General features: G+C 66.5%; 21 protein-coding genes and 1 pseudogene. 13 read left to right on the top strand and 9 right to left on the bottom strand.

The features are described from left to right. The 4 genes and pseudogenes from ACMV5O_RS08760 to ACMV5O_RS08745 form a co-directional block, all read left to right on the top strand. Positions 1-190, top strand: a pseudogene (locus ACMV5O_RS08760) (allantoicase); the annotation flags it as partial. Beyond that, a complete protein-coding gene (locus ACMV5O_RS08755) occupies positions 191-709 on the top strand; it encodes an ureidoglycolate lyase (protein ID WP_416163094.1) in 519 nt (172 codons plus the stop codon). A gap of 223 nt (positions 710-932) precedes the next feature. After that, on the top strand, positions 933-1,448 hold the full coding sequence (locus tag ACMV5O_RS08750; protein ID WP_416163093.1) for an AmiS/UreI family transporter: 516 nt from the start codon (positions 933-935) through the stop codon (positions 1,446-1,448). Positions 1,449-1,753: 305 nt separating this feature from the next. Beyond that, entirely contained in the window at positions 1,754-3,256 is a 1,503-nt protein-coding gene (locus ACMV5O_RS08745) for a nucleobase:cation symporter-2 family protein (protein WP_416163092.1), read from the top strand. Positions 3,257-3,351: 95 nt separating this feature from the next. Here ACMV5O_RS08745 and ACMV5O_RS08740 read toward each other — a convergent pair whose 3' ends face one another. Further along, positions 3,352-4,335 carry a LysR family transcriptional regulator gene (locus ACMV5O_RS08740; protein WP_416163091.1) on the bottom strand — a complete coding sequence of 328 codons (984 nt, stop codon included), beginning with the start codon at positions 4,333-4,335 and terminating at the stop codon, positions 3,352-3,354. A 117-nt stretch (positions 4,336-4,452) separates the two neighbouring features. Between ACMV5O_RS08740 and gcl the strand changes: the two genes are divergently transcribed. The 6 genes from gcl to pyk all read left to right on the top strand — a co-directional run bounded on the left by gcl (position 4,453) and on the right by pyk (position 10,459). Further along, entirely contained in the window at positions 4,453-6,228 is a 1,776-nt protein-coding gene (gene gcl, locus ACMV5O_RS08735) for a glyoxylate carboligase (protein ID WP_416163090.1), read from the top strand. A 73-nt stretch (positions 6,229-6,301) separates the two neighbouring features. After that, positions 6,302-7,081, top strand: coding sequence for a hydroxypyruvate isomerase (hyi, locus tag ACMV5O_RS08730; protein WP_416163089.1), 780 nt, complete (start codon positions 6,302-6,304; stop codon positions 7,079-7,081). Positions 7,082-7,151: 70 nt separating this feature from the next. Continuing rightward, positions 7,152-8,036, top strand: a complete 885-nt coding sequence (locus ACMV5O_RS08725) for a 2-hydroxy-3-oxopropionate reductase (protein WP_416163088.1) — start codon at positions 7,152-7,154, stop codon at positions 8,034-8,036. Positions 8,037-8,159: 123 nt separating this feature from the next. After that, positions 8,160-8,582, top strand: a complete 423-nt coding sequence (locus tag ACMV5O_RS08720) for a DUF3830 family protein (RefSeq protein ID WP_324542579.1) — start codon at positions 8,160-8,162, stop codon at positions 8,580-8,582. Positions 8,583-8,618: 36 nt separating this feature from the next. Beyond that, complete coding sequence (locus tag ACMV5O_RS08715) at positions 8,619-9,044, top strand: GlcG/HbpS family heme-binding protein (protein ID WP_416163087.1); 426 nt, start codon at positions 8,619-8,621, stop codon at positions 9,042-9,044. Next, positions 9,041-10,459: a pyruvate kinase gene (gene pyk / locus ACMV5O_RS08710; protein WP_416163086.1), complete on the top strand. Its 1,419-nt coding sequence runs from the start codon at positions 9,041-9,043 to the stop codon at positions 10,457-10,459. Before ACMV5O_RS08715 ends, pyk begins: the two co-directional genes overlap by 4 nt. A 58-nt stretch (positions 10,460-10,517) precedes the next feature. On the opposite strand, the gene ppa is transcribed toward pyk, so the two are convergent. The 4 genes from ppa to hemN all read right to left on the bottom strand — a co-directional run bounded on the left by ppa (position 10,518) and on the right by hemN (position 13,561). Beyond that, positions 10,518-11,045 (bottom strand): inorganic diphosphatase, encoded by a 528-nt coding sequence (gene ppa / locus ACMV5O_RS08705; protein WP_324542576.1) that lies wholly within the window; start codon positions 11,043-11,045, stop codon positions 10,518-10,520. A gap of 89 nt (positions 11,046-11,134) precedes the next feature. Continuing rightward, positions 11,135-11,344, bottom strand: a complete 210-nt coding sequence (locus ACMV5O_RS08700) for a heavy-metal-associated domain-containing protein (RefSeq protein ID WP_416163085.1) — start codon at positions 11,342-11,344, stop codon at positions 11,135-11,137. An 18-nt stretch (positions 11,345-11,362) separates the two neighbouring features. Next, positions 11,363-12,073 (bottom strand): sulfite exporter TauE/SafE family protein, encoded by a 711-nt coding sequence (locus ACMV5O_RS08695; protein ID WP_416163084.1) that lies wholly within the window; start codon positions 12,071-12,073, stop codon positions 11,363-11,365. A gap of 96 nt (positions 12,074-12,169) precedes the next feature. After that, complete coding sequence (gene hemN, locus ACMV5O_RS08690; protein WP_416163083.1) at positions 12,170-13,561, bottom strand: oxygen-independent coproporphyrinogen III oxidase; 1,392 nt, start codon at positions 13,559-13,561, stop codon at positions 12,170-12,172. A gap of 149 nt (positions 13,562-13,710) precedes the next feature. Between hemN and fnr the strand changes: the two genes are divergently transcribed. Continuing rightward, a complete protein-coding gene (gene fnr, locus ACMV5O_RS08685; RefSeq protein WP_416163082.1) occupies positions 13,711-14,451 on the top strand; it encodes a fumarate/nitrate reduction transcriptional regulator Fnr in 741 nt (246 codons plus the stop codon). Positions 14,452-14,478: 27 nt separating this feature from the next. Here the strand turns inward: fnr and ACMV5O_RS08680 are convergent, their stop codons facing one another. Next, complete coding sequence (locus ACMV5O_RS08680) at positions 14,479-14,859, bottom strand: SirB2 family protein (RefSeq protein WP_416163081.1); 381 nt, start codon at positions 14,857-14,859, stop codon at positions 14,479-14,481. Positions 14,860-14,959: 100 nt separating this feature from the next. On the opposite strand from ACMV5O_RS08680, the gene ACMV5O_RS08675 reads away from it, so the two are divergent. Continuing rightward, positions 14,960-15,643: a Crp/Fnr family transcriptional regulator gene (locus ACMV5O_RS08675; protein WP_416163080.1), complete on the top strand. Its 684-nt coding sequence runs from the start codon at positions 14,960-14,962 to the stop codon at positions 15,641-15,643. 33 nt (positions 15,644-15,676) lie between these two features. On the opposite strand, the gene ACMV5O_RS08670 is transcribed toward ACMV5O_RS08675, so the two are convergent. Together ACMV5O_RS08670 and ACMV5O_RS08665 are read right to left on the bottom strand one after the other, a co-directional pair. Next, positions 15,677-17,365, bottom strand: coding sequence for a PHA/PHB synthase family protein (locus ACMV5O_RS08670; protein WP_416163101.1), 1,689 nt, complete (start codon positions 17,363-17,365; stop codon positions 15,677-15,679). Positions 17,366-17,477: 112 nt separating this feature from the next. Beyond that, positions 17,478-18,887 carry an MBL fold metallo-hydrolase RNA specificity domain-containing protein gene (locus ACMV5O_RS08665; protein ID WP_416163079.1) on the bottom strand — a complete coding sequence of 470 codons (1,410 nt, stop codon included), beginning with the start codon at positions 18,885-18,887 and terminating at the stop codon, positions 17,478-17,480. Positions 18,888-19,013: 126 nt separating this feature from the next. Between ACMV5O_RS08665 and ACMV5O_RS08660 the strand changes: the two genes are divergently transcribed. After that, positions 19,014-19,457 (top strand): universal stress protein, encoded by a 444-nt coding sequence (locus ACMV5O_RS08660; protein ID WP_324542561.1) that lies wholly within the window; start codon positions 19,014-19,016, stop codon positions 19,455-19,457. A gap of 65 nt (positions 19,458-19,522) precedes the next feature. On the opposite strand, the gene ACMV5O_RS08655 is transcribed toward ACMV5O_RS08660, so the two are convergent. Further along, on the bottom strand, positions 19,523-20,035 hold the full coding sequence (locus tag ACMV5O_RS08655; protein ID WP_416163078.1) for a FixH family protein: 513 nt from the start codon (positions 20,033-20,035) through the stop codon (positions 19,523-19,525). Position 20,036: the final 1 nt, after the last annotated feature.

Genomic DNA, 20,036 nt, shown 5'->3' with positions numbered 1-20,036 from the left:
CCGCTCGATCACCACCCAGTCGATGTTCTGGCAGACCCTGCTGCCCGAGCAGAAGCTGCAGATGGATGCCATCCACAGCTTCACCGAGCAAGTGGCAAAGCTCGGGCCCATCACCCACGTGCGCTTCAACATCTTCCCCGACGGCGGCGTCTCGCGCCTGCGCCTGTGGGGCAAGGTCGAGGCGAAGTAAATGAGCGCCCTGCCCCTGGCCGTGCAGCCCCTCACCCGCGAGGCTTTCGCCCCCTTCGGCGAGGTCATCGAGGCGAGCGATGCCGCCCAGCACTTCACCATCAACGCCGGCAACACCGAGCGCTACCACGACCTCGCCCACATCGAGCCCGGCCCCGACGGGCGCGTCATCGTCTCGCTCTTTCGCGGCCAGCCGCGCAGCCTGCCCTTCACCGTCACCATGATGGAGCGCCACCCGCTCGCCTCCCAGGCCTTCATCCCGATGTCGGGCAAGCCCTATCTGGTGGTGGTCGCCCCCGCCGGCGCGCCCCCCAAGGCCGGGGACCTGAAGGTCTTCCTCGCCCGCGGCGACCAGGGCGTCAACTACGCCACCGGCGTCTGGCACCACCCGCTGCTCGCGCTCGAGACCGTGTGCGACTTCATCGTCATCGATCGCAGCGGGCCGGGACACAACTGCGACGAGGTCCAGCTCGACCGCCCGGGCGTCATCGATGCGCGAGCGCAGCAGGCTGCAGACTGAATCGGCTTCTCCCATACACCTGCGCGCGGGGGATGCCGGCTCCCCCAATGATCGCTGCATTGCAACAATACACGGAAGCTGATGGGCGCTATCCGCACCAGCCTGCCCCGGCTGCGGCCTTGACACCTAGACTCTCACGCTCAGGCATCGCCGCAGCCGTGCGCACGGCACGCGCCCGCTGCCCGACACCCCCCACCCCTGAAGTCCACACACCCTGCCGCCCATGCTCCTCGGTTTATCGCTGTTCTACGTCGGTGCCGTCCTGATCCTGAACGGTCTGTGGATGCTCGGCCGCATCGGCGATCGCGAGATCTCGGTCATCAATGTCTTCACCGGCGGCCTGACCCTGCTGGTGGCGCTCAAACTCGCCTTCGGCGAGGGCGCCGACGGCGCATCGATCAAGGCGGCAGCATTGTCGCTGCTGTTCTCCTTCACCTACCTGTGGGTCGCCTTCAACCGCTTCACCGGGGCGGACGGACGCGGGCTGGGCTGGTTCAGCCTGTTCGTGGCGATCACGGCCGTCCCGGTGGCAATCGATACTCTGAGTATCGCCTCGAGCACCTGGGACTGGTGGCTCGGGCTATCGTGGGCGGCCTGGGCCGTGCTGTGGCTGCTGTTCTTCCTGATGCTGGCGCTGCACAAGCCGATCACCCGCCTCACTGCCGGTGTCGCCATCGGCCAGGGCATCTTCACCGGCTGGCTGCCGGGCTACCTGCTGCTGTCCGGCGCCTTGCGCTAGGACGCCGGCCCCAACGCGGGCCGCCCGCGCCCCCGTCCTGTCTCCTCGAAGCAGAACGGCCACGTCCCTCGCCGGGCGTGGCCGTTCTGCCTTGCGCCGCCGCAGGTTCGCCACAGCCCCGCCACTCGCGCTCGTGCTCATCCATCGACATATAAGTTTTTGTATTCGGCTTATTAACGAAGCCACGCTGCGCGCCGCCTTGCACTGCCTAGACTTGGCCCAGGTCAGTGATGATCGCCGCCCGAACGACAGGCCAGGCCGACGCTGCGGAGCGGAACGATAACCATACAAGCAAGGAGACAAACATGTCCGACACCACCCGGGACGCCGTCGCACAAGGCGTCCATCCCGTCGATGAGCGGCTGCCCAATGGCCGGCTATTCACCCTCGGCCTGCAGCATGTGCTGGTGATGTATGCCGGCGCCGTTGCCGTACCGCTGATCATCGGCCGCGCCCTGAACCTGAGCCCGGAGCAGGTCGCCCTGCTGATCTCCGCCGACCTGTTCTGCTGCGGCCTGGTCACCCTGATCCAGTCGCTCGGGTTCGGTCGCCACTTCGGCATCAAGCTGCCGGTGATGATGGGCGTCACCTTCGCCGCGGTCGGCCCGATGGTGGCGATGGCCAATGTCCAGGGCGGCCCGGAAGGCGCCCGCGCGATCTTCGGCGCCATCATCGGTGCGGGCCTGATCTCGATCTTCATCGCGCCGCTGATGAGCCGGCTGTTGCGCTTCTTCCCGCCGGTGGTGACCGGCACCATCATCGCCATCATCGGCATCAGCCTGATGCGGGTGGGCATCGGCTGGGCCATGGGCGGGCCGGCCCACCTTGCCCAGAGCGTCGATGTGCCGGCGCTGGTACAGATGGTCGATGGCGCGCGCGACCAGGCGGAAGCCGCCGGCACGGCGCTGACCAAGCTGCCCGGCGCGATCCCGATGGTCGACAACGCCGGCTACGGCGCGCTCGACAACATGGCAGTGGCTGCCTTCGTGCTCGTCGCCATCCTGCTGCTGGTGCGCTACGGCAAGGGTTTCGTGGCCAACATCGCGGTGCTGCTGGGCATCGTGCTGGGCTGCGTGGTGGCTGCCGGCATGGGCAAGATGCATTTCGACCAGGTGGCGAAGGCCGACTGGTTTGATGTCGTCACCCCCTTCGCCTTCGGCATGCCGACCTTCGACATCGTCATGATCCTGACCATGACGCTGGTGATGGTGGTGGTGATGATCGAGTCGACCGGCATGTTCCTCGCGCTGTCGGACATCACCGGCAAGCGCATCAGCCAGAAGGAACTCGCCGCCGGCCTGCGCACCGACGGCCTGGGCACGGTGATCGGCGGCATGTTCAACACCTTCCCCTACACCAGCTTCTCGCAGAACGTCGGCCTGGTCGGGGTCACCGGGGTCAAGAGCCGCTGGGTGTGCGTGGCTGCCGGCGTGATCATGATCGTGCTCGGCCTGCTGCCGAAGATGGCCGCGCTGGTCGAGTCGGTGCCGACCTTCGTGCTCGGCGGCGCCGGCCTGGTGATGTTCGGCATGGTCGCCGCCACTGGCATCCGCATCCTCGCCAACGTCGACTTCAAGACCAACCGCAACAACCTGTACATCGTCGCCATCTCGATCGGCGTCGGCATGATCCCGCTGGTCGCACCGCGCTGGACACAGCACATGGCCCACGGCCTGCATCCGCTGCTCGAGTCCGGCATCCTGCTGACCGCAATCTCAGCGGTGGCGCTGAACCTGTACTTCAACGGCGGTCGCAAGGAAGACGAGGCCGCCAGCGTCGCCGCCGCCAAGCTTGCCGAAGCGCACTGATCGGCCTACCCGGCCCGCCGCCTGCGGGCCCTGCGGCGCACCTCGACTCGGCGCGGCCTTCAGGCCGCGCCGATTTGTCGTCCTTGCGATCGACCCTAGGCGCCCGTCGCCGCACGCGTGTCGCCCTCCGCCCCTGCGCCGGCTCCACGCTGCGCGCCGCCCCCGCCGCCCACGAGGCCTTCCCAATACCCGGGCGCGTTGTAGATCTCCTTCAGATAGTCGATGAATCGCCGCACCTTGGCCGGCAGGTGGCGCTGCTGCGGATACACGGCCTGGATGTCATAGCTCGGGACGGCGAACTCGTCGAGCACCGTAACCAGCTCGCCGCGCTTGAGCTCGGCCTGGATCTCCCAGGTCGAGCGCCAGCCTACGCCCAGGCCCTGCCTGACCCAGCCGAACAGCAGCTCGCCGTCGTTGCAGGCGAGGTCGCCCTCGACGCGCACCGCGAACAGCTTGCCCTCGCGCAGGAAGGACCAGCCGCGCTGCTGGCCGCCGGCGAGGTTGAAGGCGAGGCAGTTGTGGCGGACCAGGTCCTCGGGCTGGCGCGGGATGCCGTGGCGCTCGAAATAGTCGGGCGTGCCGCACACCACCCGCCGGTTGGGAAACAGCCGCACCGCGACGTAGTTGGGGTCGGTGACCTCGCCGATGCGGATCGCCATGTCATAGCCCTCGCGCACCAGGTCGACCACGCTGTCGGTGAAGTTGAAGGACATCCTGAGTTCGGGATGCCGCGCCTTGAAGGCCGGTGCGTGCGGCGCCACATGGCGGCGGCCGAAGGCGGCCGGTGCCGACACCACGAGGTGACCGCGCACCACGTTGCGCCCGGCACTGACGCCACGCTCGATCTCGTCGAACTCGCGCAGCAACTGGCGGCACTGCTCGAGAAACTGCTCGCCGAGCTCGGTCAGCGTCAGCCCGCGCGTGGAACGGTGCATCAGCTTGACGCCGAGGCGCTTCTCGAGGCCATCGAGGCGCCGCCCCATCACCACCGGGGTGACCCCCTCGACCAGTGCCGCGGCCGCAAAGCTGCCCTTCTCGGCAACCAGCGCAAAGCTGCGTATCTCGGTATGGCGATCCATGGTACTCAATACTCAAAGTATCGACAGAAGCGATTTATACACCCATTCACGACGCCTCGCCCAATCCCTATCCTGCAGCCATCGATTTCAACAACATCCCCTACGAGGAGACAGCAAATGGCCCGCATGAGAGCAGTCGACGCCGCCGCCGCGGTGATGCGCAAGGAAGGCGTGAGCACCGTGTTCGGTGTGCCCGGCGCCGCGATCAACCCGCTTTACTCGGCGATGAAGAAGAACGGCGGCTTCAAGCACATCCTCGGCCGCCACGTCGAGGGCGCCTCGCACATGGCCGAGGGTTACACCCGCGCCAAGGCCGGCAACATCGGCGTGTGCATCGGCACCTCCGGCCCGGCCGGCACCGACATGATCACCGGCCTGTACTCGGCCGCGGCCGACTCCATCCCCATCCTGTGCATCACCGGCCAGGCGCCGCGGGCCCGCCTGTACAAGGAGGACTTCCAGGCGGTGGACATCGAGTCCATCGCCAAGCCGGTGACCAAGTGGGCGGTGACCGTGCGCGAGCCGGCCCTGGTGCCGCGCGTGTTCCAGCAGGCCTTCAGCATCATGCGCTCGGGCCGCCCGGGGCCGGTGCTGATCGATCTGCCCTTCGACGTGCAGATGGCCGAGATCGAGTTCGACATCGACACCTACGAGCCGCTGCCCGCCTACAAGCCGGCCGCCACCCGCGCCCAGGCCGAGAAGGCGATGGCCATGCTCAACGCCGCCGAGCGCCCGCTGATCGTCGCCGGCGGAGGGGTGCACAACGCCGACGCCGTCGCGCGCCTGCAGGAATTCGCCGAACTCACCGGCGTGCCGGTGATCCCGACCCTGATGGGCTGGGGCAGCATCCCCGACGACCACCCGCTGATGGCCGGCATGGTCGGCCTGCAGACTTCGCACCGCTATGGCAACGCGACCATGCTGGCGTCGGACTTCGTGTTCGGCATCGGCAACCGCTGGGCCAACCGCCACACCGGCTCGGTCGAGGTCTATACCGAGGGACGCAAGTTCGTGCATGTGGACATCGAGCCGACCCAGATCGGCCGCGTGTTCGGCCCCGACTACGGCATCGTGTCCGATGCCGGCGCGGCGCTCGACCGCCTGCTCGAGGTGGCGCGCGAGATGAAGGCTGCCGGCACGCTGCGCGAGCGCAGCGCCTGGGTGGCCGAGTGCCAGGAGCGCAAGCGCACACTGCAGCGCAAGACCCACTTCGACGCCACGCCGATGAAGCCGCAGCGCGTGTACGAGGAGATGAACCGCGCCTTCGGCAAGGACACCTGCTACGTTAGCACGATCGGCCTGTCGCAGATTGCCGCCGCGCAGTTCCTGCATGTGTACAAGCCGCGCCACTGGATCAACTGCGGCCAGGCCGGCCCGCTCGGCTGGACCATCCCGGCGGCATTGGGCGTGTGCGCGGCCGACCCGGAGCGCCGCGTGGTGGCGATCTCGGGCGATTACGACTTCCAGTTCATGATCGAGGAGCTGGCGGTGGGCGCGCAGTTCAAGCTGCCTTACCTGCACGTGCTGGTGAATAACGCCTATCTCGGCCTGATCCGGCAATCGCAGCGTGGCTTCGACATGGATTACTGTGTGCAGCTCGCGTTCGAGAACATCAACGCACCCGAGACCGAGGGCTATGGGGTGGATCATGTTGCCGTGGTCGAAGGCTTGGGCTGCAAGGCGATCCGCGTGCGCAAGGCTGAAGACATCCAGCCCGCCTTTGCCCAGGCGCAGCAGTGGATGGAAGAATTCCGCGTGCCGGTGGTGGTCGAGATCATCCTCGAGCGCGTGACCAACATCTCGATGGGCACCGAGATCAACGCCATCAACGAGTTCGAGGAGCTCGCCGAACGCGGCGCGGACGCCCCGACCGCGATCTCGATGCTCGACTGAGTACATCGCTGCGGGAGTCGGCCCTGGCCGCTCCCGCCCTGCCCGCCCGCAACTGAAAACCGGAGACACGGACATGCCGAAGTTCAACGCCAACCTCACCATGCTCTTCAACGAAGTGCCCTTCCTCGATCGCTTCCAGGCGGCCGCCGAAGCCGGCTTCAAGGGCGTGGAGTTCCTCTTCCCCTACGCCTTCGACAAGGGCGAGATCGCCGAGCGCCTCGACAGGCACGGCCTCGTCCAGGTGCTGCACAACCTGCCGGCGGGCAACTGGGAAGGGGGCGAACGTGGCATCGCCTGTCATCCGGACCGCGTCGGCGAGTTCCAGGACGGCGTCGGCCGCGCGATCGACTACGCCACCGCACTCGGCTGCAAGCAGGTGAATTGCCTGGCCGGCATCGCGCCCACCGGTGTCGACGCGGAAAAGGTGCATGAAACCTTCGTCGCCAACCTCCGCTTCGCCGCCGCCAAGCTCGAGGCAGCGGGCATCCGCCTGCTGGTGGAGCCGATCAACACCTTCGACATCCCGGGCTTCTACCTCAACCGCAGCGCGCAAGCGATCGCACTGATCGACGAGGTCGGCTCACCCAACCTGTACCTGCAGCACGACATCTATCACATGCAGCGCATGGAGGGCGATCTGGCCAACACCATCGCCCGCCACCTGCCGAAGATCGCCCACATGCAGATCGCCGACAACCCGGGCCGCAACGAGCCGGGAACGGGCGAGATCAACTACGCCTGGCTGTTCCGCTTCATCGACCGGCTCGGCTACGACGGCTGGATCGGCTGCGAATACAAGCCTGCCGCCGGCACCCGCGAAGGCCTGGGCTGGATCAAGGCGCTCGCCGGCTGAGCCGCAGTCGCACCTAGCGGCGCCCCGACACCATTCGACCCAGCTTCAACCACATCCAGGAGACAAGATCATGGCAAACATCGGATTCATCGGCCTCGGCATCATGGGCGCCCCCATGGCGGGCCACCTGCTAAAGGGCGGCCACACCGTCCACACCTTCACCCACGGCGACACCCCGGCGGCGCTGCTCGACGCCGGCGCCAAGGTCTGCGCCAATGGCGCCGAAGTGGCGCGCCACGCCGACATCATCATCACCATGGTGCCGGACACGCCGCACGTCGAGGACGCGCTGTTCAACCCCGAGGGCGTCGCCGCCGGCCTGACCAAGGGCAAGATCGTGGTCGACATGAGCTCGATCTCGCCGGTCGCCACCAAGGAGTTCGCCAGGCGCATCAATGCGCTCGGCTGCGAATACCTCGACGCGCCGGTCTCCGGCGGCGAGGTCGGCGCCAAGGCAGCCAGCCTGACCATCATGGTCGGCGGCAGCGAAGCCACCTTCGACAAGGTCAAGCCGCTGTTCGAGCTGATGGGCAAGAACATCACGCTGGTGGGCGGCAACGGCGACGGCCAGATCACCAAGGTCGCCAACCAGATCATCGTCGCCCTCAACATCGAGGCCGTCGGCGAGGCCCTGCTGCTGGCCGCGAAGGCCGGCGCCGACCCGGCCAAGGTGCGCCAGGCGCTGATGGGCGGTTTCGCCAACTCGCGCATCCTCGAGGTCCATGGCGAGCGCATGGTCAAGCGCAGCTTCGACCCGGGCTTTCGCATCGAGCTGCACCAGAAGGATCTCAACCTCGCGCTCACCACCGCGCGCCAGCTCGGCGTGTCGCTGCCCAACACCGCCACCGCGCAGGAGCTGTTCAACGCCTGCGCGGCGCACGGCGGCGCCAAGTGGGACCACTCGGCGATGGTGCGCGCGCTGGAGAAGATGGCCAATTTCGAAATCGGACAATAAGTCCGGGCCTATCCCGGCCGCCCGAGTCGCGGCCGATCATCACGAGGCGCCGGCATTGACCGGCGCCCCCCGGGCGGCAGGCGCTCCCCCGCCTGCCGCCCACTTCACCAAAGGAGATCCCCGATGCGCCACCTCGCCATCGACGTCGGCACGACGCGTTTCGTCGCGCGCCTGGAAGAAGCCGCCGCGCCAAAGACCTGCGCCGCCTTCCTGAAGCTGCTGCCCTTTTCCAATCAGGTCATCCATTCGCGCTGGAGCGGCGAGGCGGTGTGGGTTCCGCTCGGCGACTTCGACACCGGCGTCGGCTTCGAGAACCACACCAGCCACCCGTCGCGCGGCGACATCCTGCTCTACCCCGGCGGCTTCTCGGAGACCGAGATCCTGTTCGCCTATGGCAGCAGCTGCTTCGCGAGCAAGATGGGCCAGCTCGCCGGCAACCACTTCCTGACCGTGGTCGAAGGTGCCGATCAACTCTACGAGATGGGGCGGACGGTTTTGTGGAAGGGCGCGCAATGGATCCGCTTCACCGATCTGGGCGAGCGCTGAGGCGCTGCCGACACAACGAAAAGGAAGAGACACACCATGAAGAGCACCCACGCCTTGACGCTTGCCGACGTCAAGAGGATCGCCGCCGCAGCCGAAACCGAGGCCCGCGCCCATGGCTGGGCCGTCAGCATCGCCGTGTGCGACGCCGGCGGCCATGCCCTGTGGCTGCAGCGCATGGATGGCGCGCCGCTGATGAGTGCCGCCGTCGCGCCCGAGAAGGCCCGCACCTCGGTGCTCAGCGGCAAGCCGAGCAAGACCTACGAGGACATGGTCAACAACGGCCGCTTTGCCGCGCTGGCCATGCCGGTGGTGCCGCTCGAGGGCGGCGAACCGATCGTCGTTGAAGGTTGCATCGTCGGCGCGGTGGGCGTCTCCGGGGTCAAGGCGGGCGAGGACGCGCAGGTCGCGCGTGCCGGTGTCGCCGCCCTCGAGCTGCCCAAAGCACTGGAGCACGCGGCATGAAACGCGAACGCAGCGCCCGCATCCTCGCCACCCTGGGCCCGGCCAGTTCCACCCTTGAGCGCATCCGCGAGCTGGCTGCGGCCGGCGCCGATGTGTTCCGCCTCAACTTCAGCCACGGCAGCCATGCCGACCATGCCGAACGCCTCGCCCTGATCCGCGAGGTCGAGCAGGAGCTCGGCCGCCCGATCGGCGTGCTGATGGATCTGCAGGGGCCGAAGCTGCGCGTCGGCCGCTTTGCCGAAGGCAAGGTCACCCTCAGCCCCGGGGCGCGCTTCCGGCTCGACCTCGACCCGGCCGCCGGCGACGCCAACCGTGTCAACCTGCCCCACCCCGAGATCTTCGCCGCGCTCGAGGCCGGCACCGAACTGCTGCTCGACGATGGCAAGCTGCGCCTGCGCGTCGACGCCTTCGGCCCCGACTTTGCCGACACCACGGTACTGGTCGCCGGCGTGCTGTCGGACCGCAAGGGGGTCAACGTGCCCGGCGTGGTGCTGCCGATCTCGCCACTCACCGCCAAGGACAGGGCCGATCTCGACTTCGGCCTGTCGCTCGGGGTGGACTGGGTGGCGTTGTCCTTCGTGCAGCGCCCGGAGGATCTGCGCGAGGCACGCGAGATCATCGGCGATCGCGCGTGGGTCATGGCAAAGCTGGAAAAGCCGGCCGCCATCGATCAGCTCGAGCCGATCGTCGCGCTGGCCGACGGCATCATGGTGGCGCGCGGCGATCTGGGCGTCGAGCTGCCGCCGCAGCAGGTGCCGGTGCTGCAGCGGCGCATCGTGCGCGCGGCACGGGCCGCCGGCAAGCCGGTGGTGGTGGCGACGCAGATGCTGGAGTCGATGATCAGCGCGCCGGTGCCCACCCGCGCCGAGGCCTCGGACGTCGCGACCGCGATCTACGACGGCGCCGACGCGGTCATGCTGTCGGCCGAGTCGGCCTCCGGCCAGTACCCGGTGGAGGCGGTCAGCATCATGCACCGCATCATCTGCGAAGTGGAGCAGGATCCGGCCTGGCGTACCGGCCTCGAGGCGAGCCACACCCCCGCCGAGGCCAACACGCCCGACGCCATCTGCTGCGCGCTGCGTCGTGTGGCCGGCCTGCTCGAGCCAGCCGCCACCGTCGCCTACACGACGACTGGCTTCAGCAGCCTGCGCGCCAGCCGCGAGCGGCCGGCAACGCCGATCCTGGCGCTGACCCCGCATCTGGGCACGGCCCGCCGGCTGGCCCTGGTGTGGGGCGTCCACCCCGTCCCCTTCGAGGAGGTGCATGACGTCGCCGAGATGGTGGACCACGCAGCCAGTGCCGCGGTGGCACACGACTTCGCCCGCCCGGGGGATGTCGTGGTCGTGATCGCCGGCCTGCCCTTCGGCAAGAGCGGCAGCACCAACCTGCTGCACGTGGCGCGCATCCCGCGCTGAGCGTACAAGGGACTAAAAAAAACCGCGGAATCCCGCGGTTTTTTTGTGCCGTGCGCGCTTACTTCTTGCCGGCAGCCAGGCCGTTCACGATTTCCTGCTTGGCTTCCTCGACCGTGCCCCAGCCCAGGATCTTGACCCACTTGCCGGGCTCGAGGTCCTTGTAGTGCTCGAAGAAATGCACCGTCTGCTTCATCAGCAGTTCGGGCAGGTCGTCGGTGGTCTGTACCTTGTCGTACAGCGGGGTCAGCTTGGACACCGGCACGGCGACGACCTTGGCATCCACGCCGCCGTCGTCTTCCATCTTCAGCACGCCCACCGGACGGCAGCGGATGACGACGCCCGGGGCCAGCGGGAAGGGGGTCACGACCAGCACGTCCACCGGGTCGCCATCACCGGCGATGGTGTGCGGCACGTAGCCGTAGTTGAGCGGGTAACGCATCGAGGTGCCCATGAAGCGGTCGACGAAGACGGCGCCGCTGTCCTTGTCCACCTCGAACTTGATCGGATCGCCCTGCGCGGAGATCTCGATGATGACGTTGATGTCGTTCGGCACGTCCTTGCCGGCGCTGACCAGATCAAAACCCATGATTCCCTCCCGTGGAAAAATTGTGCGCGGATTATAGGGGGAAACCGCAATCCCTTGCACGGCGTCGCGGCCCCAGGCGCATGGCCCGCTCAGGCCGGCGCGTCGAAGCCCGCCTCCTCGACCGCGGCGCGCAGCGCCTCGACCGAGACCTGGGCCGGGTCGTAGCGCACCGCGGCCGAAGCCCCCTCGAGCGAGACCTGCACCTGCTCGACGCCTGGCAGTGCCTGCAGCACGCCAGTCACGTTCTTCACGCAGCCGCCGCAGCTCATGCCCAGGACCTTGATCGTCACTTCGTTCATGCCTTGCTCCTCGTCATGTCAGGTCACACACACCACCCCGCTCCACAGGTCGCCGCCGAGGCTGGGCGCATGGTACAGCCCGAACAGGCCGAAGCCGAGCACGAGCAGGCCCGACGCCAGACGCACCTTGCGGTTGCGGGTGAAGTCGCGGAAACGCTTGAACAGCATGCCGGCCAGCAGCAGATTGGGCAGCGTGCCCAGGCCGAAGGCGAGCATCAGACCGGCGCCGCGCGCACCGGAGCCGGTCACCAGCGCGGTGGCGAGAATCGAATATGTCAGGCCGCAGGGGATGAAGCCCCACAACAGCCCAAGCGGCAGCGCCTGCTTGACCGAGCGCGCCGGCAGAAAGCGACGGGTGGCAGGCTGGATGCGCCGCCACAGCAGGTGGCCGAGGCGCTCGACCGGGGCGAGCAGCCGGGTGAAACCGGTGAGGTAGAGACCAAGCGCCACCAGCATCAGGTTGGCGAGCACGTACAGCGTCATCTGCACCGGCAGCATGCCGTCGTACAGCATGCCGGCCGAGCCGAGCGCCCCGACCAGGCCGCCGAGTGCGGTGTAGGTGCTGATGCGCCCAAGGTTGTAGGCCAGGTGCAGCGGCCATTGCGGCTTGCTGCCCGGCGTCTGTACCTGCATCGTGAGCGCGCCGACGATGCCGCCGCACATCGACACGCAGTGCGTGCCGCCAAGCAGTCCGATCAGGAAGACGGCAAGGTAACCGGTTTCAGGCATGACGGCTCCGGCGCATGGCCGACAAGGACGAAGCCGTCATCTTACGCTGCACTGCAGAAACGGTAGGTGGCAAATGCGGGTTGGCGGCAACTGCGCTCAGATCACCCGCGAGTAGCGTGCGCGCTCGCGATCGGCACGCAGATAGCGGTCGAACACCATCGCAATGCCGCGCACCAGCAGGCGCCCGGCGGGCTCGACGCTGATCCAGTCGCCGTCGATCTTGAGCAGGCCGGCCTTTTCCATCTCGGCCAGGTCGGCGAGCTCGTCGGCGAAGTAGTCGCGGAAATTGATCAGGTGAGCAATCTCGATCGACTGCATCGACAGCTCGAAATGGCACATCAGCGCCTGGATGATGGCGCGCCGCAGCAGGTCGTCGGCGGTGAGTTCGATGCCGCGCAGCACCGGCAGCTCGTCGCGGTCGAGCGCATCGTAGTACTCGTCGAGCGTCTTCACGTTCTGCGCATACACCGGCCCGATCTTGCCGATCGCCGAAACGCCGAAGGCGAGCAGGTCGCATTCGGCCTGGGTCGAGTAGCCCTGGAAGTTGCGGTGCAGCCGGCCCTGGCGCTGGGCGACGGTGAGCTCGTCGTCCGGCTTGGCGAAGTGGTCCATGCCGATGTAGACATAGCCGGCTGCTGTGAGGCGGCGGATGCCGAGCTGCAGCAGCTGCAGCTTGGTGTCGGCGCTGGGCATGTCGCTGGTCTGGATGCGCCGCTGCGGCTTGAACAGCCCCGGCAGATGGGCGTAGCTGTAGAGCGAGATGCGATCGGGCGAGATCTCGAGCACCTGCTCGAGCGTACGGTTGAAGCTGATCACGTTCTGCTTGGGCAGGCCGTAGATCAGGTCCATGCTCACCGACTTGAAGCCGGTGGCCCGCGCGGCGTCGATGACGAGCTTGGTCTCTTCGACGCTTTGGATGCGATTGACCGCCGCCTGCACATCCTCCGCAAAGTCCTGCACGCCCACGCTCATGCGGTTGAAGCCAAGGTCGGCGAGCAGCTTCACGGTGTCGAAATCGACCTTGCGCGGATCGACCTCGATCGAATATTCGCCGTTCGGCACCAGCGTGAAGTGCTCACGCACCGAATCCATCAGCTCGCGCATCTCGTCGTGCGACAGGAAGGTGGGAGTGCCGCCGCCGAGGTGAAGCTGGGTCACCTGACGACTGCCCTCGAGGCAGGCCGCCTGCATCGCGATCTCCTTTGCCAGGTATTTCAGGTACTTGGCGGAACGCCCATGATCCTTGGTGATGATCTTGTTGCAGGCGCAGTAGTAGCAGATCGTGTTACAGAATGGGATGTGGAAGTATAATGAGAGCGGTTTGCTGACGCCGCCCACGGCCCGCTTTGCGAGCCACGCCTTGAGCGCATCCGCGTTGAAGGCTTCGACGAAGCGGTCCGCTGTCGGATAAGAGGTATACCGCGGTCCGTTGATGTCGAATTTGCGGATCAGTTGCGGATCGAAGATGAGTTCGTTCTGGCTTTTCATAGTCTTGCTGCTGCAGTGTGTGCCAAACAATGGCAGATCACCGCAGGTTTTTGGTTGACGTGGGTCAACGGGCATGAAACCTTGCCCGGCCGACCAACCAGCGGGTCTGGTTTGGTGTCTTTTGTCAGGGAAGCAGGATTATCGTGCAGATGAGGGCAAGTGTGCCGATTACCGTGAATGGGCTGAAATCAGCCTGTTCGCAGTGCAACCTCGTGGAGTTGTGTCTGCCCTTCGGGATGTCGGACAACGAACTGAGCCGACTCGACGAACTGGTCGGCGCACGCCGCAAGGTCAAGCGCCAGCAGAGCCTTTATCGTGCAGGCGATCCGTTCGAGGCGATCTACGCGATTCGCGCCGGCTCGTTCAAGACCGACGTGCTGCTCGAGGACGGCCGCGAACAGGTCACCGGCTTCCAGATGACGGGCGAGATCCTCGGTCTGGACGGCATCAGCACCGAAGCGCACAGCTGCAACGCGATCGCGCTCGAAGACAGCGAGGTGTGCGTGATCGCGTACGACAAGCTCGAGCAGATGTCGCACGAGGTCGAGGGCCTGCAGCTGCAGTTCCACAAGGTGATGAGCCGCGAGATCGTGCGCGACCACGGCGTGATGATGCTGCTGGGCTCGATGCGCGCCGAGGAGCGCCTCGCCGCCTTCCTGCTCAACATGTCGCAGCGCTTCAATGCGCGCGGCTTCTCGGCCCAGGAATTCAACCTGCGCATGACGCGCGAGGAGATCGGCTCCTATCTCGGACTCAAGCTCGAGACCGTGTCGCGCGCGTTCTCACGCTTTCAGGAGGATGGCCTGATCGCGGTGCAACAGAAGCACGTGATGCTGCTGGAGCCGGCCAGCCTCAAGAAGCTGATCCAGCACCAGCACGGCGCGCGCTGAGCGCAGGCAGCGCCGCCGCCAGCCGCTTCAGGCGAAAAAGCCAGCGACGTTCTTCGTCATCGCCACCGACGCGATCCAGGCATACACCAGCAAGGCGGCGCTGAAGGCCGACACGCGGACAGTCAGGGTGCGGCCGCGCTTGAGCGCCACCGTGCCCAGCCCGATGTAGGCGAGCAGTCCAAGCACCTTGGCCGTCACCCAGTCGGCAGCGAAGGGATACTGGGCGATCATCACCGCCAGCGCGATGGCGGACAGCAGCAGCACGCTGTCGATGACGTGAGGCAGCACGCGCGTGAGCCGGTGCTTGAGCAGCGGGCTGCCCGAGATCATCCACAGGCCGCGCAACAGGAAACCTGCGACGCTGAGGACGACGCAGCTTACATGCAGGTGTTTGATTGCGTAGTACATCCCCTCTCCTTGCCATGCCCGACTCCACTGCCGGGTGCGAACGGCACGGTATTGTGGCCGCTCTCGATTAATATTACGACTCGTTCCGGAGAGTCCGCCGATGCCCCACCACGCCACGCTCGATATTTCGTCCTTCCTGCACCGCATCCCGCTGTTCAGCGAACTGTCGGAGGCGGACATCCAGCGCGTGTCGCGCTACACCCGCGACCGTCACGTCGCCCGGGGCGAGGTGCTGTTCCAGCGCGGTGACCAGCCCCACGGCTTTTACTTCGTCGTCTCCGGCCAGATCAAGCTCGCCTTCTCCTCTCCCCAAGGAACCGAGAAGGTGGTCGAGATCGTCGGTGCCCTGCAGAGCTTTGGCGAGGCGGTGATGTTCATGAACCGCCCCTATCCGGTGTTTGCCGAGGCCCTCACCGACAGCGTGCTGATCCACGTCGGCCAGGCCGTGGTCACCGAGCTCATCGACCAGGACTCGACCTTTGCGCACAAACTGCTGGCCGGCATGGCGATTCGACTGCACAGCCTGGTGCAGGACGTCGAGACCTACTCGTTGCGCTCGAGCATGCAGCGCGTGATCGGTTACCTGCTGCAGGTCGCCGACAGCGACACGCCGTGCGAGATCGCCCTGCCGACCAGCAAGCAGGTGATCGCCTCGCGCCTGAACCTGACGCCCGAGACCCTGTCGCGGATCTTCCATGATCTCAGCGAGGCCGGCCTGATCAGCGTGCAGGGCAAACGCATCACCCTGCACGACCCGGCACGGCTTGCCCGCTACAACAGCTGAGCGCAGCACCCGTGCAGCGCGCTCGGCGCGCGCTCAGCGCTCGAGCACATATTGGCCGGGGGCCGGCGCAAGCGCTGGAAACGCCTCGGTCGCGGCCGGGCGCGCGCCGACCACACGCCCGGCGCGCGGCTTGAGCCAGCGCATCCAGTCCTCCCACCAGCTGCCTTCGCTCTCCTGCGCCCTTTGGCGCCAGGCATCGGCCGTGTCGTTGCGCTCGCTCGGCCCCACCCAGTAGCGCCGCTTGGGCGGATCGACCACCGGATTCACGATGCCCAGGATGTGACCCGAGCTGGACAGCACCTGGCGTACCGGGCCATCGATGTGGTGTACGACCTTGAAAGTCTGTCGCCAGGGCGCGATGTGGTCGTCCTCGGCCGCGACCGCGTACAGCGGTTGGCGGATCTCCCCCAGATCCAGCGCCTCGCCGGCCACACTCAGCGCGCCAGGCTGGATCAGTCGGTTGTCCAGATAGAGCTCGCGCAGGTACCAGGCATGCATGCGATAAGGCATGCGGGTGGCGTCCATGTTCCAGTAGAGGACGTCGAACGGCGGCGGCTTCTCGCCGTACAGCCAGCCATGCACGACGTAATGCCAGATCAGGCTGTTGGAGCGCAGCAGGCGGAAGGAGGCGGCCATGTCCTTGCCGTCGAGGTAGCCCCTGCGCGCCATCTGCTCGGTCAGGTAGCGGATGCTGCTCTCGTCGATGAAGACCTCGATGTCGCCTGGCTTGTGGAAGTCGACCAGGGTGGTGAGGAGCGTCCAGTCCGCAACCGGCATCGCCTCCTCGCCGTAGTGGCGATTGGCCCAGGCCATGTACATCGCCAGCGCAGTGCCACCGATGCAGTAGCCCACTGCGTGCACCCGTGCCGCGCCGGTGAAACGACGCGCGACCTGCACGATCGCGTCCACGCCCTCGAGCAGATAGTCGTCGAAGCCGACGTCGCGCATGGAGGCGTCCGGGTTCTTCCAACTCGTGATGAAGACATCCAGGCCCTGATCGAGCAGGAAGCGGATCATGCTCTTCTTGGGCACCAGATCGAGCACGTAGAACTTGTTGATCCAGGGCGTGACGATCACCACCGGCTCGGCGCAGACCCGCTTCCGTGTCGGCGCGTAGTGGATGACCTCGAGCAGGCGGTTGCGGAAGATCACCGCGCCCGGCGTGGTGGCAAGATTCTCGCCGACACGGAAGTCATCCGGACTCGTCATGCGAACGTCGCCCGCCTGGATGTCGTCGAGAAAGTTCTGCAGGCCGCGCATGATGCTTTCGCCGCGGGTCTCCAGGGCCTTGCGCAAGGCCACCGGATTGGTCCAGAAGAAGTTGGTCGGCGCCACCGCGTTGAGCCACTTCCGCCACCAGAAGGCGGCGCGCCGCCGCTCCTTGCTCGACAACCCGGGCGTCTCGTACAACATGTCCTGGGTATGGTGGGTGAAGGCGAGATACCACTCCTTGATGAGGTCCCAGGTCGGCCGCTCGGTCCACACCGGATCGGCGAAACGCGCGTCGTCGGCGTTGGGCGAGATCGGATCGTCGCTGGGAATGCCGCGCAGCCTGTCCCAGGTGTGGAGTTGCAGCCGCCACAAGTCATTGGACAGGCTGGCGAGGTGCTCGGCGAGCTCCTGCGGGTGCGCCATCCAGGCCAGCTGCGCATGGACGATCGGCGCAGCCATGCCGAGCGGATCGATCGAGCCCTCGACCTGGTCGTGCAGGCGATTCAACATGCCCGACACGCGGCGACTGCGAGTGGACGCCCGACGCTCGCCATTGCCGGCCGTGTCGGTCGATCTGGGTTTCGTGCTGCTCGCCATGTCGGGGCTCCCTCTGCTGCCGTGTTCAGTTTGCGTGATAGGGCCGGCCGGGCTCCGCCACGGTGACGCCCTGCCAGCGCAGTTCGCGCTCCACCGCCGCGGCGAATTCGACCGCGGCCTCGGGCTCGCCGTGCACGATGAAGGTCTGCCGCGGCGGGTGCGAAAAGCCTCGCAGCCACGCCAGCAACGCCGGCTGGTCGGCATGCGCCGACAGGCCACCGATGGTGTGCACCTTTGCCTGCACCGCGATGCGCTCGCCGAACAGGGTCACCTGTCTCGCCCCATCGACCAGGCGACGACCGAGCGTGCCCGCGGCCTGAAAGCCGACGATGACGATCGCGCACTCGCGCCGGCCCAGGTTATAGCGCAGGTGGTGCTTGATGCGTCCGGCGTCGCACATGCCGCTCGCCGAGATGATGACCAAGCCGCCACGCACCGCATTAAGGGCCATCGACTCCTCGACATCCTGCACCAGGCGCAGGCGGAAGCGATCGGCATTGTTCTGCGTCCATGCATAGAGTTCGCGGGTCTCGTCGTCCCACAGCTCCTCGTGACGTACGGTGAGCTCGGTGACGGCAGAGGCCATCGGCGAATCAACGACCACGTCAAGCTGTGCGATGCGCCCCATGCGCACGAGGTCGGCGAGGACGAACAGCATTTCCTGGGTGCGGCCGACCGCGAACGCGGGAATGATGACGTTGCCGGCGCCCTCCCTGAGCGTGCCCTGCAGCACGCCGGCGAGCTCGTCGTAGGTCGCCGCGAAGGAGCGATGCGCCCGGTTGCCATAGGTTGACTCGATGCACAGCAGGTCGGCCTTCGAGACCTGCACCGGATCCTGCAGCACTGGCCGCAGTGGCTGGCCGAGATCGCCCGACACGACCAGGCGCGTGGCGGCACCGCCCCGGTCGATATCGATCTCGATGATGGCCGAGCCGAGAATGTGCCCGGCATTGCGAAAGCGGCAACTGACGCCCTGCCCTGGCCGGAAAGGCGTCTCGTAGGGGACGGCTCGCAGACGCAAAAGGCTGCTGCGCGCCTGCTCCACGGTGTACAGCGGAGAAGGCTCGGCGCGCCGGCGCCCCTTGCGCGAGCGTGCGTTGCGCAGCGCCCACTCCGCCTCCTTCTCCTGGATGAAGGCCGAATCCATCAACATGACGCCGAGCAGATCCACCGTCGCCGGCGTGGCAAAGATCGGCCCTCGGTAGCCCAGCGCCACGAGACGCGGCACCAGTCCGCTGTGGTCCAGGTGGGCATGCGTGAGCAGGACGAAGTCGATCGCGCGCAGATCGAAATCGAGCGCCTCCCGGTTCTTGCGGTCCGCCTCTCTTCCGCCCTGAAACAGACCGCAGTCGACGAGGAAGGCGCCACCCTCATGATCGACGCGGAGACAGGACCCGGTGACTTCCCCGGCCGCACCGAAAAAACGCAGCTGCATAAGCTTGCCTCCCTTGACCCTGACTCTGCACCGAAGGATTGCGCCGCTGTTTGACGGCGATCAATCGTACCTGGGGTAGACACGTCGCTATAATCGAACTGTGACACACAACAGGGAGCACCCGTCATGTTCAAGCACATCCTGGTCCCGACCGATGGGTCGGCCTTGTCCGAGGGCACCGTGGCCCGCGCCGTTTCCTTTGCGAAGGACGCCGGAGCACGCATCACCTTCTTCTATGCCCAACCCGACTTCCCGATGCCGATTTACGGCGAGGGCGCTTTGATCGACCCCACCACGCCAGAACAGTTCGCCAAGTCCGCGGCCTCCGAGGCCGAGGCGATCCTGGCCAAGGCCAAGGCGAGCGCCGATGCGGCAGGCGTGTCGGCCGACACCGACACCGTGGTGAACGAAGTGCCTTACGAGGCCATCATCGATGCGGCCGACCGCCACGGCTGCGACCTGATCTTCATGGCGTCCCATGGACGCCGCGGCATTGCCGGACTGCTGCTCGGCAGCGAAACGCAGAAGGTGCTGACCCACAGCAAGACGCCCGTGCTCGTGTATCGCTGAGTGCGCACCAGAAATGACAAACGGCCCCTTCGGGCCGTTTCTCATTGTGCTGCCGCGAACGCAGCTCAGACACTCGGATCGATGGTGAGATCCATTTCAGCCGGCAGGGACGCCGCGCCATTCATGCGCCAGCTGCGCGACTCATCCTCGATCAGGAACAACCAGCGCCCCGTGCTGAGCGGCGCAATCGCGCTTTCATAGACGCGGTCGCCCGAGCGCGCCACGGTGAGTTCCTGATCCTGACCACCACGGGTGGGATGGGCGATCGTGAGCCGGATCCGCTCCGGGATGTCCGCCGCATTGGCCGCACTCAATTCAATGCGGATCGACTCGCTGCGCACCTTGAGGTCGGCCTTGAGGCCGAGCTCGCGTGCATGTTCGGCCCGCCCCATGGTCTGTACGATGGCGCGCCCTTCCTTGTAGTAGTCATCGACCACCATGCCGTCGAAGGTCTTGACGGCGATGACGAAGGTGGCAATGCCCGCCACTACCGCGATGGCGGGGAAGGTGATCAGAAACCATGGCCAACCCTGGCGGTACCACGGCGTGGTGTCCTTTTCAGTCAAGCTTGTACTCATA

The organism is Thauera sp. WH-1, assembly GCF_047806685.1.
In the GTDB taxonomy this organism is placed as follows: domain Bacteria; phylum Pseudomonadota; class Gammaproteobacteria; order Burkholderiales; family Rhodocyclaceae; genus Thauera.
This window is presented reverse-complemented; position numbering and strand designations above follow the sequence as displayed.

Excerpts from the sequence above, each read along its gene's own strand:
- ACMV5O_RS08755 (WP_416163094.1), top strand. The coding sequence starts at position 191 with ATGAGCGCCCTGCCCCTGGCCGTGCAGCCCCTCACCCGCGAGGCTTTC.
- ACMV5O_RS08750 (WP_416163093.1), top strand. The coding sequence starts at position 933 with ATGCTCCTCGGTTTATCGCTGTTCTACGTCGGTGCCGTCCTGATCCTG.
- ACMV5O_RS08745 (WP_416163092.1), top strand. The coding sequence starts at position 1,754 with ATGTCCGACACCACCCGGGACGCCGTCGCACAAGGCGTCCATCCCGTC.
- ACMV5O_RS08740 (WP_416163091.1), bottom strand. The coding sequence starts at position 4,335 with ATGGATCGCCATACCGAGATACGCAGCTTTGCGCTGGTTGCCGAGAAG.
- gcl (WP_416163090.1), top strand. The coding sequence starts at position 4,453 with ATGGCCCGCATGAGAGCAGTCGACGCCGCCGCCGCGGTGATGCGCAAG.
- hyi (WP_416163089.1), top strand. The coding sequence starts at position 6,302 with ATGCCGAAGTTCAACGCCAACCTCACCATGCTCTTCAACGAAGTGCCC.
- ACMV5O_RS08725 (WP_416163088.1), top strand. The coding sequence starts at position 7,152 with ATGGCAAACATCGGATTCATCGGCCTCGGCATCATGGGCGCCCCCATG.
- ACMV5O_RS08720 (WP_324542579.1), top strand. The coding sequence starts at position 8,160 with ATGCGCCACCTCGCCATCGACGTCGGCACGACGCGTTTCGTCGCGCGC.
- ACMV5O_RS08715 (WP_416163087.1), top strand. The coding sequence starts at position 8,619 with ATGAAGAGCACCCACGCCTTGACGCTTGCCGACGTCAAGAGGATCGCC.
- pyk (WP_416163086.1), top strand. The coding sequence starts at position 9,041 with ATGAAACGCGAACGCAGCGCCCGCATCCTCGCCACCCTGGGCCCGGCC.
- ppa (WP_324542576.1), bottom strand. The coding sequence starts at position 11,045 with ATGGGTTTTGATCTGGTCAGCGCCGGCAAGGACGTGCCGAACGACATC.
- ACMV5O_RS08700 (WP_416163085.1), bottom strand. The coding sequence starts at position 11,344 with ATGAACGAAGTGACGATCAAGGTCCTGGGCATGAGCTGCGGCGGCTGC.
- ACMV5O_RS08695 (WP_416163084.1), bottom strand. The coding sequence starts at position 12,073 with ATGCCTGAAACCGGTTACCTTGCCGTCTTCCTGATCGGACTGCTTGGC.
- hemN (WP_416163083.1), bottom strand. The coding sequence starts at position 13,561 with ATGAAAAGCCAGAACGAACTCATCTTCGATCCGCAACTGATCCGCAAA.
- fnr (WP_416163082.1), top strand. The coding sequence starts at position 13,711 with ATGAGGGCAAGTGTGCCGATTACCGTGAATGGGCTGAAATCAGCCTGT.
- ACMV5O_RS08680 (WP_416163081.1), bottom strand. The coding sequence starts at position 14,859 with ATGTACTACGCAATCAAACACCTGCATGTAAGCTGCGTCGTCCTCAGC.
- ACMV5O_RS08675 (WP_416163080.1), top strand. The coding sequence starts at position 14,960 with ATGCCCCACCACGCCACGCTCGATATTTCGTCCTTCCTGCACCGCATC.
- ACMV5O_RS08670 (WP_416163101.1), bottom strand. The coding sequence starts at position 17,365 with ATGTTGAATCGCCTGCACGACCAGGTCGAGGGCTCGATCGATCCGCTC.
- ACMV5O_RS08665 (WP_416163079.1), bottom strand. The coding sequence starts at position 18,887 with ATGCAGCTGCGTTTTTTCGGTGCGGCCGGGGAAGTCACCGGGTCCTGT.
- ACMV5O_RS08660 (WP_324542561.1), top strand. The coding sequence starts at position 19,014 with ATGTTCAAGCACATCCTGGTCCCGACCGATGGGTCGGCCTTGTCCGAG.
- ACMV5O_RS08655 (WP_416163078.1), bottom strand. The coding sequence starts at position 20,035 with ATGAGTACAAGCTTGACTGAAAAGGACACCACGCCGTGGTACCGCCAG.